The organism is Microterricola viridarii (genome assembly GCF_001542775.1).
Classification (GTDB): Bacteria; Actinomycetota; Actinomycetes; order Actinomycetales; family Microbacteriaceae; genus Microterricola; species Microterricola viridarii_A.
Genome location: NZ_CP014145.1, coordinates 3,573,664 through 3,586,805 on the forward strand (window position 1 = coordinate 3,573,664; position 13,142 = coordinate 3,586,805).

Consider the following 13,142-nt stretch of genomic DNA (forward strand, 5'->3'; position numbering starts at 1 on the left):
ATAGACATGAACGCAACGCTCCTCGTCGGCGGCTACACGGGCGGCGCCGGCGCCGGAACCGGCATCGAGGCCGTGCGCACGCACGACGGAGCTGCGCTCACCGCCCTGGGTACCTCCGCACTGGTGGATTCGCCGTCCTACCTCGCCCGCCATCCGCAGCTGGACGTCGTCTACGCGGCGTGCGAGATGACCCGGCAGGTGCGCGCCTTCACCGTGCATGACGGCGGGCAGCGGCTCGAGCCGCTCGGCGAGCTGGGAGCCGCCGGCGAGTACGTCTGCCACGTGACGGTGGACCCGGGCGGGCGCTGGCTCGTGGCGAGCAGCTACGGCGACGGCCTGGTGCACCTGTTCACACTCGACGCCTCCGGCGCCATCGTCTCCGGATTCGACGGGCCGGCCGCAGTGGACGCGGCGGCCATCGCGGCGGGGGCGACGCCCCGGCCGAGCCGAGCGCACGCCGCGCTCGCGCTGCCCGACGGCCGCGTGGCGACGACCGACCTCGGCCACGACCTGCTGCGCGTGTGGAGCGTCGTGAGTGGTGCCACCGGGTTCACGCTCGTCCTGGACCAGGAGTTGGCCCTGCCGGCGGGCAGCGGCCCGCGCCTGCTCGAGCTGCACCCGAACGGCTGCATCTACGTCGTCACGGAGTACTCGGTCCAGCTCCTCGTCATCGCGCCCGCCGGGGCGGACGGCACGTATGCGCTCACGGGCATATTCCCAGTCCTGGCCGGCGGCGAGGCGATCGCCGACGGGGACACCGGTGCTCACATCAGCATCGATGCGGCCGCCGCGCGCGTCTACGTGACGGTGCGCCAGCGCAACTCGCTACACACCTTCGGTATCGCAGAGGACGGGCGCACGCTGCATCCGCTGGCCGAGATCTCCACCGGAGGCAACTGGCCGCGGCACCACCTGCAGCACGGCGGCCAGATCCACGTCGCCAACCAGCTCTCCGACACGGTCACGACCTTCGCGCTCGACGCCGATGGCATCCCGAGCACCCTGCTCGGCGAACTCGCCACTGGCGCCCCCACCTGCCTGCTCGCGCTCTAGGAGGGCACGCCCCGCAGAGCGAGCGCACCTCCCGCCGATCGGGCCCGCGCCCCGTTGAGCGAGCGCGTGCCCCGCAGAGCGAGCGCACCTCCCGCTGGTTGGGCCTGTGCCCCGCTGATTGAGCCTGTGCCCGCTGATTGAGCCTGTCGAAATCCCACAGCGGTTTCGACAGGCTCAACCAACGGAACACACAGGCTCAACCAACGGGACACCTGGGCTCGCCCAACGGGACACACAGGCTCAACCAACGGGACACCTGGGCTCGCCCAACGGGACGCCCCGGGCTCAACCAACGGGACACCCGGGCTCGCCCAACGCGACGCCCAGGCGCGACAGCGGCGCCGTGCCGACCCTGCCTTATCCCCGAACTCTGTGAGAACGCCCCTGCCGTTCGAGGCCGGGCGACCATAGACTGGCGACGAGGGAGCTCGTCGAAATCGGGGTCGTTTCACTCGGGGTCGACACTTGGCTCTCGGACTGTGGATCGACGACGGGGAGATACACGTGCAGCACACCGACATTCCGAGCAGAGACAGCATCCTGAGCCTCGCCACCGCGCGAGATCCGCTGAGCGTGTCCATCTATCTGCCGACCAGCCCACTGCCGCAGGAGTCCGAAGCCTCCCGAATCGCCCTGCGCAACCACGTCGACGAAGCGCAGCGGCAGCTGCTCGAAGCCGGTGCGGACAAACGCGAAGTGGCCGCCATCACCGAGCAGATCGGCGACTTCATCGCCGACCGCGCGTTTTGGACCCACCTCTCCAACAGCCTCGCGCTCTTCATCACGCCCACCTCGCTGAAGACGTTCCGTCTGCCGAACCGCCTGGAGCCGGCCGTCGAGGTGGCCGACCGGTTCTACGTGAAGCCGCTGATGCGGGCGGCCACCTTCCCGCAGACCGCGTTCGTGCTCGCTCTCGCCCAGAACTCCGTGCGATTGCTGGAGATCAGCGCCGACGACGTCCCGCACCGCATCATGGTGGCCGGGATGCCGGAGAACCTCGCAGAGGGCGCAGGGCTCGACCCGATCGCCGGCCGGTCGCCGGTCGGTCACCCGACCGGTGGGCGTACCGGCGGCGGCACGGCGACGGGCGGTCGCATCCAGGGCGCAGAGGGCCAGAAGGTGCGCATGGCCGAGTACTCGCGGGCCATCGTGCGAGCGCTCCGCCCGACGTTCAACGGCCTGAACGTGCCGCTGATCCTCGCCGGCGCCGAGCCGCTCGTCAGCATCTTCCGCAGTGTCTCCACCTACCCGTTCCTGGCGAGCCAGATCATCGCCGGAAACCCGGAGGAGATCCCGGACGCCGACCTCGCCGCATCCGCCCGACTGATCTTGGACGAGATCTACGCCGCTCAACTGGCGGAGCTCCGTGACAACTTCTCGAACCGGCAGGCCAACGGGAGGGCATCGACCGACCTCAGTGACGTCGCCCGCGCGGCAACCTTCGGCGCGATCGAGACGCTGTTCGTCGACATCGACCGTTCCATCCCGGGGCGGATCGACTCGGAGTCGGGCGTTGTCACCGTCGATGAGAAGGATGACGCCGTCAACTACGGCGTTGTCGACGAGATCCTGCGCCGTGCCCTGCTGAGCGGCTCGCAGATCTTCGCGGTGCGCGCCGAAGACGTGCCGGGCGGGGGCGCCTTCGCGGCCACGCTGCGCTTCGCCGCATAGCGACACCACAGGAACGGCGCGGACCCAGCCGGGGCCGCGCCGTTCCTGCTGCCTGGCCCACCCCGAAGGCCTATTGTCAGGAACCCTAACTAACCGCTACTCTGGCGTGGTTCGCTCCGGATCTCGCCGAGCCCCGATCCGCGCGGTTGCCCGGGCAGGGGGCGCGAACGCCACCCATTCCCTGTGCGAGCATGCGAGACGAAGGCGTCCATGACTGAGAACACCCGACCCGTGGTTGCCGAGCCCGCTTCAGAACATCGCACGCCCGAGCGGCAGCATTCCGTCACCGCTCTGGCGTTGTTCATCGTGGTCGTCGCGTTCGCCGCGGTGGTCATCGGCATCATCGTGGTGGTGCGCGGTGCGGCAAGTGGCGCGGAGGAGGCCGTCGGCGCCGGTGCGTCCGAGGTGAGCGCACCGGGCACCCTGGCGTGGGCCAGCTCGCTCGGCGCAGAGAGCTGGGGCACCCCGGCCATCGCCGGCGATCTGGTGGTCGTGGGGGCCGACGACGGCGTGCTCGCCGCATTCACGCATAGCGACGGCGAGAAGGTGTGGGAGTTCGACACGGGGGGCGCGCTCCGCAGTGCGGCGCTTGTTGGCGACGACGCACTCTTCATCACCAGCGACAGCGGCGCGGTCTTCGCTCTCGACCACGACGGCACCGAGCTCTGGCGGGTCGAGACCGGGGTCGGCCCGGTGCGGAAGCTGTGGGACGACTTCGGCTCGCGCCCCGTGCTCGTGGGTGACAGCGTCGTGGTCGGCACAGCAGACGGTCGCCTGCTCGCCCTGGCTGCCGCCGACGGCGCGGAGCGGTGGGAGTACACGACGGGTGCTCCGATGCGGTCGGACATCACGACTGGCGACGGCCGGGTCTACGCGATCGACCGCGACGGCGTCGTGCACGCGGTTGACTCGGCATCCGGCGCCGCCGTGTGGGCCAAGCCGCTCGGCGGTGCAGGCACCACCTCGCCCGGCTTCAGCGCCGGCGTGCTCGTCGTCGGCAGCCGGGCGCTGCACGTGCTGGGCCTGGATGCGGCGACGGGCGACGAGCTCTGGCGTTCCTCCTACGGCGCCTCCTGGGTGCAGTCCGGCGCCACCATCGTGGGCGATCGCGTGACAATTGGCAGTTCAGACATCGGCGAGGTCCGGCAGCTCGACCTCGTTACGGGTGAGGCGGTGTGGGTCGCGACCATCGGCGGTTGGCCCTGGGGAATCCCGGCGCAGGCCGACGGCGTCTACTACGCAAGCAACATCTCGACCGAGGCCATGAAGCCGTGGGACGCTTCGCTGTTCGCCCTCGACGGTACCGACGGATCGGTGCTCTGGAGCGCAGCGACGGGCCCGGCAGTCGACTGGGCGATCGACGGCCAGGCCATGTTCGGAATCTCGGGCTCGCCGGTCGTCACCGCCGACCACGTGATCGTGGCCGGCCTCGACGGAGTGCTCTCGGCGTTCACCCGCTGAGCGCGGTGCCCGGGAACCCGTACGCCACGGTCGCGGCGAGCGTGCCGGTGCGGAGGCCGTCGAGCACGAAGAGCTCGTGCGGAACCACCGGCGTCGGGAGGGCGTCGAGCGGAAACCAGGCCAGGTCGGCCGCCTTGTCCTCCTGCAGGGCGGGCGTGCCCGACCACTCTCTGCACTCGAAGAAGAAGTCGACCCGCTCGTCGATCGGCTGCCCGTTGCCGTTGGTGCGGTGCATGGCGGTGATCGGATGCAGCGCCGCCGCCATGATCGTGACCCCGAGTTCTTCGTGCGCCTCGCGCGCGGCGGCGGCGAACACGGATTCTCCGGGCTCGACGTGCCCGGCGGCGCCGGCGGCCCAGTGCCCGTCGAAGTAGCCGGTGCCGCGGCGCAGTTGCAACAGCACCTCGTCGTGCCCGGACGGGGCTACGGCGCGGCCGCGCCGCAGCAGCACATACGCGGCGGGAATCACCTGGAAGCGGCCAGGTGAGGGTGTCGGGCTCCCGGAGTCCGTGCGCGCGTCTTCGCTCATGCGCTCAGCCTATTGCCGGGTGCACCCCGGTGCGGGAGCCGGCCGGAACCAGCGGGAGCACCCGGAACGCCCGGAACGCACAGGGGCCCGGCCGCGCGAACGCGACCGGGCCCCACTGCTGTTGCAGAGACTGACTAGTAGCCGACCACCGGACCGAACGCGTCGGCCAGCGGCGAGCGGTGCGCGGTGCGCAGCTCATCGAGGGTCACGGCGAACTCGCCCTGGATGTCGAGGCCGTCGGTGCCGGCATCCGTCACACCAATGCGGATCACCTCGTACTCGCGCCCCTCGCAGAGGCCGCGGAACTTGACGTCGTCCTCGCGCGGAACGCTGACGATGACGCGGCCGGTCGACTCCGAGAACAGCGCGGTGGCTGCATCGACGCCGTCGCGCTCGCACAGGTCGCCGAGCCAGACGCGGGCGCCGATGCCGAAGCGCAGCACCGACTCCACCAGCGACTGGCCGAGACCGCCGTCGGCGAGGTCGTGCGCGGCGTCGATGAGGCCCTCGACGGATGCCGCGTGCAGCAGCCCGGCGAGACGCTTCTCAGCGGCCAGGTCGACGGCCGGCGGACGACCACCGAGGTGGTCGTGCACGACGCCGGCCCAGGCGGAGCCGTCGAGCTCGAGCTTGGTGGTGCCGAGCAGGTAGATGTTGTGTCCGTCGTCCTGCCAGCCGGACGGGATGCGGCGGGCGACGTCGTCGATCACACCGAGCACGGCAACAACCGGCGTCGGGTGGATGGGGGCGTCGCCGGTCTGGTTGTAGAACGAGACGTTTCCGCCGGTGACGGGAACCTCGAGTTCGAGGCAGCCGTCGGAGAGGCCCTCGACGGCCTGGCTGAACTGCCACATGACCTCGGGGTTCTCGGGGGAGCCGAAGTTGAGGCAGTCCGAGATGGCCACGGGAACGGCGCCGGTGGTGGCGACGTTGCGGTACGCCTCTGCGAGGGCCAGGCGCGCACCCTGCTTCGGGTCGAGCTGGCAGAAGCGGCCGTTGGCGTCGGTGGCCACAGCGAAGCCGAGTCCACTCTCCTCGTCGATGCGCACCATGCCGCCGTCGTCGGGGAACGCGAGGGCGGTGTTGCCGCCGACGTAGTGGTCGTACTGGCTGGTGATCCAACTCTTGTCGGCCAGGTTCGGGCTGCCGACCAGCTGCAGCAGCTGGGCGCGGAGCTCTGCGGCATCCGTCGGGCGGGCCAGAACGGATGCCGAGTCGGCCTGCAGCGCGTCGATCCACGTCGGGTAGGCGACCGGGCGGTCGTAGACCGGGCCGTCGACGGCAACCGTGCTCGGGTCGACGTTGACGATCTCCTCGCCGTGCCAGTTGATGACGAGGCGGCCGGTGTCGGTCACCTCGCCAAGCACGCTGGTCTCGACATCCCACTTCGCCACAACCGCGAGGAAGCCCTCGAGCTTCTCCGGGGCGACGATCGCCATCATGCGCTCCTGGCTCTCCGACATGAGGATCTCCTCAGCGGTGAGCGACGGGTCGCGCAGCAGCACGTTCTCGAGGGCGATGACCATGCCGCCGTCGCCGTTGGCGGCCAGCTCGCTGGTCGCGCAGCTGATGCCGGCGGCGCCCAGGTCCTGGATGCCCTCGACGAGCTTGTTCTGGAACAGCTCGAGGCAGCACTCGATGAGCACCTTCTCGGCAAACGGGTCGCCGACCTGCACGGCGGGGCGCTTGGTGGGGCCGCCCTCGTCGAAGCTGTCGGAGGCGAGGATCGACGCGCCGCCGATGCCGTCGCCGCCGGTGCGGGCACCGAACAGCACGACCTTGTTGCCGACGCCGCGGGCGTTGGCCAGGTGCAGGTCCTCGTGGCGGAGCACGCCGACGGCCAGTGCGTTGACGAGTGGGTTGGCCTGGTAGACCGAGTCGAAGTAGGTCTCGCCGCCGATGTTCGGCAGGCCGAGGCAGTTGCCGTAGAAGCTGATGCCGCTGACGACGCCGTGCACGACGCGGGCGGTGTCGGGGTGGTTGATGTCACCGAAGCGGAGGGCGTCCATCACGGCGACCGGGCGGGCGCCCATCGAGATGATGTCGCGGACGATGCCGCCGACGCCGGTCGCAGCGCCCTGGAACGGCTCGATGTAGCTGGGGTGGTTGTGGCTCTCGATCTTGAATGTGACAGCCCAGCCCTCGCCCACGTCAACGACGCCGGCGTTCTCGCCCATGCCGACCATGAGGTTCTTCTTCATGGCGGGGGAGACCTTCTGGCCGAACTGGCGCAGGTAGTTCTTCGAGCTCTTGTAGGAGCAGTGCTCGCTCCACATCACCGAGTACATGGCGAGCTCACCGCTCGTGGGGCGACGGCCGAGGATCTTCTTGATCTGCTCGTACTCGTCGGGCTTCAGGCCGAGAGCGGCGTAGGGCTGCTCCTTCTCCGGCGTGGCAGCGGCGTTCTGAACGGTATCGGCGACACCGCGGCCCGCAGAAGCAGGCGCAGAAGCAGGCACAGAAGTAGTGGCGGGGGTTTCGGTCACGAGTGGCGCTCTCCCAAAAGCAATGGCACGGCCCAGGACGAACAGGCGCGGCTGGCGGATGCAGGCTCCTGCAAGTCTACAGTTTTGCTCCGGGCCCGACGCCCGCCCGCTGCCCGCTGTGCGCGGCCGCCCGGCCTAGGCTGGATGGGCCGATTCCCGGCGTACACAAGGAGCACAATGGTCGACACACACGCCGGATTCACGACACCGGGAGGCGCCGCAGCGATCGCTGCAGAGCGGATGCCGCGAGCCCACCGCACGGCAGTTCTGCTGGCCGCCGCACTGCTCAGCGTGCTGCTGCTTGTCGTGTTGAGTGGCTGCTCGAGCAAGCCGCCCGTCGTGCCGTCAGCCGACGCGGCATCCGTCGACGTGGCGGCCACCATCACCGTCAAAGACATGAAGTTCACGCCGGAGTCGGTCACCATCAAGCCCGGCCAGGCGGTGACCTGGGTGTTCGACGACGGCGTGGTCAAGCACGACGTGGTCGCCGTCGACGCCAGCTTCGTCAGCGAGATGATGACGCAAGGCACGTACACGCACGTCTTCACCGAGGCGGGCAGCTTCGACTACGGCTGCAGCCCGCACCCCCGCATGCTCGGCGTCGTCACCGTGAAGTAGCCGCGCCCCGCCCCCGTTGGCTCGAGGGAGCGCCAGCGACCGAAGCCAACACCGCCCGTGCGGCATCCGCAACGCAGAAGGCGCCCCGTCCTGTGACGGGGCGCCTTCTGCGTTGCAGCGGCTGAGCCTACTTCCAGCCGCCGGGAGGGCCGACGATCAGCAGCACGGTCATGATGCCTGCGATGCCGACGACGAAGATGCCGACGAGCGCGACGGGGTTGCGCAGGAACCAACGCATGGTGCGGTCGATCCAGTGCTTGTCGCGGGGGTCGTCGCTCAGTTCGCGGCGCCACGGGCCGTTCAGGCGACCGGTGCGGTCGGCCCAGATGTCGAACGGAACGGTGGCGTAGGGCACGATCGCGGTCGCGACGGCGAGCACGATCAGCGGGATCGACCAGCGCTGGTTCACACCGACGAGCACGGCCGTGAAGGCGTAGGTCAGGAACACGAGACCGTGCACGGAGCCGGCGATGAGCACGGGCAGTCCGCCGGCGTCGAAGCCGTACTTGAGGATCATGGCGCCGATCAGGCCGGTCCAGGTGATGGCCTCTGCGATGGCGAGCGTGCGGTAGAACAAGCGTGGTGACACGGGGGATGCACTCCAAAGTGGTGGGGGGATGCTCCATCCTCTCAGCCGGGCCTGAGCCTTCGCTTCCGTCAAAAGGTTGATCATCGCCGAGCCTCGCTCAGTTGTTTTGATCTATTCAAAACAACTGATATCGTCGAGGCATGACCTCGGATGCCGCACACGAAAGCACGGCTCTTGATAGCACTGCTCTTGAGAGCACCGAGGAGCGCCTGCGCTCCGCCGGGCTCAAGGTGACGGCGCCGCGCCTCGCGGTGCTCGATGCCTTCCCGGCCGAGCCCGTGCACCTGAGCGCCGAGGAGCTCTACGCCCGGGTCGCGCCCGCGCTGCCGAGCACCTCACTGCAGGCCGTCTACGGAGTGCTCGCTGCGCTCGTCGCCTCTGGGCTGCTGCGCAAGATCGAGCCGGCCGGCTCGGCCGCCCGCTATGAGAAGCGCATCGGCGACAATCACCACCACCTCATCTGCCGGGGCTGCAACGCCATCGAAGATGTGGACTGCGTGGTCGGCGAGGCGCCCTGCCTCACCCCGAGCGACACCCACGGCTACCGGCTGCAGTCCGCGGAGGTCACCTTCTGGGGCCTCTGCTCCAGCTGCCAGGCGGCCCTCGCCGAGTAAGCCGGCATCCGCTCGTCCCGGCCGCACGCCGGGTCATCCGCTGGCCGACACTGCCCCGCCGCGCCCACGAACACATCTGTCCCCACCGAACACTGAACAGAGAAGGAAGCAATGTCGGAGATCACGACCACGCAAACCGGAACCCCCGTCGCCAGCGACGAGCACTCGCTCACCGCAGGCCCCAACGGAGCCACCGCGCTGCACGACCGTTACCTCGTCGAGAAGCTGGCGCAGTTCGCCCGCGAGCGCATCCCGGAGCGTGTTGTGCACGCCAAGGGCGGCGGAGCATTCGGCACCTTCGAGACCACCGGTGACGTCTCGGCGTACACCCGTGCCGCCGTGTTCCAGCCGGGCGCGACGAGCGAGACGCTGCAGCGCTTCTCCAGCGTCGCCGGCGAGCAGGGCTCGCCCGACACCTGGCGCGACGTGCGCGGCTTCTCGGTGAAGTTCTACACGACCGAGGGCAACTACGACATCGTCGGCAACAACACCCCGGTGTTCTTCATCCGCGACGGCATCAAGTTCCCCGACTTCATCCACTCGCAGAAGCGACTGCCGGGCTCCGGTCTGCGCGACGCCGACATGCAGTGGGACTTCTGGACCCTCTCGCCCGAGTCGGCTCACCAGGTCACCTACCTCATGGGCGACCGCGGCCTGCCGCGCAGCTGGCGCGAGATGCCCGGCTTCGGCTCGCACACCTACCAGTGGATCAACGCCGCCGGTGAGCGCTTCTGGGTCAAGTACCACTTCACCTCGAACCAGGGCAACATCGAGATCGACGCCGCCGAGGCCGAGATCATCGCCGGTGCGGATGCCGACCACTACCGTCGCGACCTGCACGACGCCATCGAGGCCGGCAACTTCCCGTCGTGGGACCTGCACGTGCAGGTCATGCCCTACGACGACGCGAAGAACTACCGCTTCAACCCGTTCGACCTCACCAAGGTGTGGCCGCACGCGGACTACCCGCTGATCAAGGTGGGCACGCACACCCTGAACCGCAACCCGCAGAACTTCTTCGCCGAGATCGAGCAGGCCGCCTTCTCGCCCGCGAACACGGTTCCCGGCATCGACATCAGCCCCGACAAGATGCTGATGGCCCGCGTGTTCAGCTACCCGGACGCCCAGCGCTACCGCGTCGGCACCAACTACAACCAGATCCCCGTGAACGCGCCGCACGCGGCCCCCGTGCACAACTACTCGCAGGACGGCGCCCAGCGCCACGGCTTCAACTCGCCGTCGACGCCGGTGTACGCACCAAACTCGGTCGGTGGCCCGGCCGCTTCGGTCGAGGCGGCCGGCATGGGCAGCTGGGAGAGCGACGGCGAGCTCGTGCGCGCCGCAGCCACCCTGCACTCTGAGGACAGCGACTTCGGCCAGCCCGGAACGCTCTACCGCGAGGTGTTCGACGACTCGGCCAAGGCCCGCTTCGTTGACACGCTGACCGGCCAGGGCTGCTCGATCACGGTCGAGGCCATCCGCGAGCGCTTCTTCCAGTACTGGACGAACGTTGACGCCGAGCTCGGCGCCACGCTCCGCGTGACCGTCGCTGCGGTTCTCGCGGCGTAGCCACCGCCACCCCAAGGCCGAGGTCCTCCCGTGCGGAGAGCCTCGGCCTTCGTCGTCCACCGGCCCACGCCGCCCGCTGATCGAGTGCGCCGCCCGCTGATCGAGTGCGCCGCCCGTTGATCGAGTGGGCCGCCCGTTGATCGAGTAGGCCGCCCGCGGCCGTATCGAGATCACTGTCGCCACACTGCCGGGCTGTTAGCGTTGCGAGGTGTCAGACACCATCGCGCCCGCGCTCATCGCCATCTTCGCCGGCTCGGCCCTGGCCGTTGTCCTGTTCATTCCGTTCGTCGCGCTGAGCTATCGCCGCCGCGGTGGTCTGAGCCCGTGGCGCATCGTGGGCTGGGCCGCACTGCTTGTCTACGCGCTGGCTATCTGGAGCTACACCCTGCTTCCGGTTCCGGATGCCGCCGGCTACAGCTGTGCCGGTGTGCAGCTGGATCCGTTGCAGGCACTCACCGACATCCGCTCGTTCGACACCGGCGGGCCGCGTGCGCTGCTCACCAACCCGGCCGTACTGCAGCTCCTGTTCAACGTGCTGCTCTTCATGCCGCTCGGATTCCTCGTGCGCATCCTCTTCGGCCGCGGCGTGATCGTGGCCACGTCGCTCGGCCTCGGTGTCTCCCTTCTCGTCGAGGTGACCCAGCTCACCGGGATCTGGGGCCTCTACCGCTGCGCCTATCGGCTGTTCGACGTCGACGACCTCATCACCAACACGGTCGGGGCCCTGCTCGGCTCGCTGCTGGCGGTCGCCTTCGTGCGCCGGCGCGGTTCCGGCGAGCGGCCCGCCACGGCGGGAACGGTCACGGCCTGGCGGCGGCTGCTGGGCATGGTCTGCGACTGGCTGTTCCTCGTCGTGCTCGGCGGCGCGGCTGCGATCGCCTGGCGCGCGCTCCAGCTCTATGCGTTTGGCGTTCCGGTGGGAGGCCTGAATCTCACAGTCGAGAACCTGCTCTCGTTGTGGCTGCCGCTGCTGATCCAGCTCGGCGTCGTGCTGGCAACGGGCAGCACCGTCGGCGAGGCGGCCGTCCTGTTGCGCGGGGTCGACGGCCGGATGCCGCCCCTGGCCGGCCGCGCCGTGCGCTTCGCGGCGGGCATCGGCGGCTTCGGTGTGCTCGCCGCCGTCGAGGGCAGCGGCCTGCTCCTCGGTGCGTTCGTCGTCGTGAGCGTCATCGCCGCGTTCCGCAGCGCCGGCCACCGCGGCCTCGCCTCGGCCCTCGCCGGCATGAGCGTCGAGGACGCCCGCACGCGCGACGCCTAGCTGGCATCCGCTCGCTACAACGGGCGCCACCGCGCGCGCAGTGCTGCCGATTCTGGCGAGCGGATGCCGGCAGCGGAGGCCGCCAGCGGATGCCGCCAGCGGAGGCCGGCAGGAACGCAACAGCGCCCGGCCCCACGAGGGGCCGGGCGCTTTGTGAAGCGGGTGAAACGCTTAGGCGTTGACCAGGGCCTGCTTGATCACCGAGGTGAAGAAGGCGAGGCCGTCCACGCCGGAGCGCATCGCAACATCGGTGTCGGGGCCGAAGCCGGCCTCGACGGCGTGCTCGGGGTGCGGCATGAGGCCGACCACATTGCCGCGGGCGTTGCGCACACCGGCGATGTCGTTGAGCGAGCCGTTCGGGTTCACGCCAACGTAGCGGAACATGACCTGGCCTTCGCCCTCGAGGCGTGCGAGCGTCTCGGCGTCGGCGATGAATCCGCCCTCGCCGTTCTTCAGCGGGATGGTGATCTCCTGGCCGACCGCGAAGTCGCTGGTCCAGGCGGAGTCGGTGTTCTCGACGCGCAGCTTCTGGTCGCGGCAGACGAAGTTGCCGTGGTCGTTGCGGATCAGGCCGCCGTCGACGAGGTGCGCCTCGGCGAGCATCTGGAAGCCGTTGCAGATGCCGAGAACGGGCATACCGGTGTTCGCGGCGTCGATGACCTCGGTCATGATCGGCGAGAGGCTGGCGATGGCGCCGCAGCGCAGGTAGTCGCCGTAGCTGAAGCCACCGGGCAGCACGAGGGCGTCAACGCCCTCGAGGCTGTGCGAGCCGTGCCAGAGGGCGACGGGCTCGGCGCCGGCCAGACGCACGGCGCGCTGGGCGTCGCGGTCGTCGAGGGAGCCCGGGAAGGTGACGACGCCGATCTTCATCAGTTGGCCGCCTCGACCGGGTAGTGGATGCCGACGACGTCTTCAATCACCGAGTTGGAGAGGATGTCGGCGGCAATGGCCTCAACCTCGGCGCGCACGGCATCCGTGATCGGGCCGTCGACGGTGATCTCGAAGCGCTTGCCGATGCGCACTGAGCTGAATCCGTCCTTGCCGATTCGGGTGAGGGCGCCGGCTACGGCCTTGCCCTGCGGGTCCAGCAGTTCGGCCTTCGGCATTACTTCGACGACGATCGTGGGCACCGTGATTCTCCATCCGGAGTCGAGGGGGTGGGGTCAAGGTCAATTCTAGCCGGTGCCCCGGAGGCCGTGAGCCCACGCCGAGGGCGCCCCAGCGCTAGCTGAGCGGCACCCGAACACCGCCGCACAAACCTTGCCGCCGCGTGGGCGCGAGCGTAGCGTGCACA

General features: G+C 69.5%; 12 protein-coding genes. 7 read left to right on the forward strand and 5 right to left on the reverse strand.

Going from position 1 to position 13,142, the window contains the following annotated elements; genetic code table 11:
* Window positions 1-6 precede the first annotated feature (6 nt).
* From AWU67_RS16300 to AWU67_RS16310, 3 genes are all read left to right on the forward strand, one after another.
* On the forward strand, window positions 7-1,053 hold the full coding sequence (locus AWU67_RS16300) for a lactonase family protein (RefSeq protein ID WP_067231532.1): 1,047 nt from the start codon (window positions 7-9) through the stop codon (window positions 1,051-1,053).
* A gap of 504 nt (window positions 1,054-1,557) precedes the next feature.
* Complete coding sequence (locus AWU67_RS16305) at window positions 1,558-2,724, forward strand: hypothetical protein (protein WP_067232980.1); 1,167 nt, start codon at window positions 1,558-1,560, stop codon at window positions 2,722-2,724.
* A 210-nt stretch (window positions 2,725-2,934) separates the two neighbouring features.
* Window positions 2,935-4,185, forward strand: coding sequence for a PQQ-binding-like beta-propeller repeat protein (locus AWU67_RS16310; protein ID WP_067231536.1), 1,251 nt, complete (start codon window positions 2,935-2,937; stop codon window positions 4,183-4,185).
* Here AWU67_RS16310 and AWU67_RS16315 read toward each other — a convergent pair.
* Together AWU67_RS16315 and purL are read right to left on the reverse strand one after the other, a co-directional pair.
* Window positions 4,175-4,714, reverse strand: a complete 540-nt coding sequence (locus AWU67_RS16315; RefSeq protein ID WP_067231539.1) for an NUDIX domain-containing protein — start codon at window positions 4,712-4,714, stop codon at window positions 4,175-4,177. The two genes, AWU67_RS16310 and AWU67_RS16315, sit on opposite strands and share 11 nt — an antisense overlap.
* A gap of 134 nt (window positions 4,715-4,848) precedes the next feature.
* On the reverse strand, window positions 4,849-7,173 hold the full coding sequence (gene purL / locus AWU67_RS16320; RefSeq protein WP_129586759.1) for a phosphoribosylformylglycinamidine synthase subunit PurL: 2,325 nt from the start codon (window positions 7,171-7,173) through the stop codon (window positions 4,849-4,851).
* 204 nt (window positions 7,174-7,377) lie between these two features.
* Between purL and AWU67_RS16325 the strand changes: the two genes are divergently transcribed.
* A complete protein-coding gene (locus AWU67_RS16325) occupies window positions 7,378-7,818 on the forward strand; it encodes a plastocyanin/azurin family copper-binding protein (RefSeq protein ID WP_234407294.1) in 441 nt (146 codons plus the stop codon).
* A 127-nt stretch (window positions 7,819-7,945) separates the two neighbouring features.
* Here AWU67_RS16325 and AWU67_RS16330 read toward each other — a convergent pair whose 3' ends face one another.
* The gene (locus tag AWU67_RS16330; protein ID WP_067231546.1) at window positions 7,946-8,407 is read right to left on the reverse strand and encodes a DUF3817 domain-containing protein; all 462 of its coding nucleotides are present in this window, start codon (window positions 8,405-8,407) and stop codon (window positions 7,946-7,948) included.
* A 140-nt stretch (window positions 8,408-8,547) separates the two neighbouring features.
* Between AWU67_RS16330 and AWU67_RS16335 the strand changes: the two genes are divergently transcribed.
* The 3 genes from AWU67_RS16335 to AWU67_RS16345 all read left to right on the forward strand — a co-directional run bounded on the left by AWU67_RS16335 (window position 8,548) and on the right by AWU67_RS16345 (window position 11,848).
* On the forward strand, window positions 8,548-9,021 hold the full coding sequence (locus tag AWU67_RS16335) for a Fur family transcriptional regulator (RefSeq protein WP_067231549.1): 474 nt from the start codon (window positions 8,548-8,550) through the stop codon (window positions 9,019-9,021).
* Window positions 9,022-9,132: 111 nt separating this feature from the next.
* Complete coding sequence (locus AWU67_RS16340) at window positions 9,133-10,590, forward strand: catalase (RefSeq protein ID WP_067231553.1); 1,458 nt, start codon at window positions 9,133-9,135, stop codon at window positions 10,588-10,590.
* A gap of 208 nt (window positions 10,591-10,798) precedes the next feature.
* The gene (locus AWU67_RS16345) at window positions 10,799-11,848 is read left to right on the forward strand and encodes a VanZ family protein (RefSeq protein WP_067231555.1); all 1,050 of its coding nucleotides are present in this window, start codon (window positions 10,799-10,801) and stop codon (window positions 11,846-11,848) included.
* Between the two features lie 171 nt (window positions 11,849-12,019).
* On the opposite strand, the gene purQ is transcribed toward AWU67_RS16345, so the two are convergent.
* Together purQ and purS are read right to left on the reverse strand one after the other, a co-directional pair.
* Window positions 12,020-12,718, reverse strand: a complete 699-nt coding sequence (gene purQ / locus AWU67_RS16350) for a phosphoribosylformylglycinamidine synthase subunit PurQ (RefSeq protein WP_067231558.1) — start codon at window positions 12,716-12,718, stop codon at window positions 12,020-12,022.
* Window positions 12,718-12,978, reverse strand: a complete 261-nt coding sequence (gene purS, locus AWU67_RS16355) for a phosphoribosylformylglycinamidine synthase subunit PurS (RefSeq protein WP_067231561.1) — start codon at window positions 12,976-12,978, stop codon at window positions 12,718-12,720. The genes purQ and purS overlap by 1 nt, the downstream gene beginning before the upstream one ends.
* Window positions 12,979-13,142 lie beyond the last annotated feature (164 nt).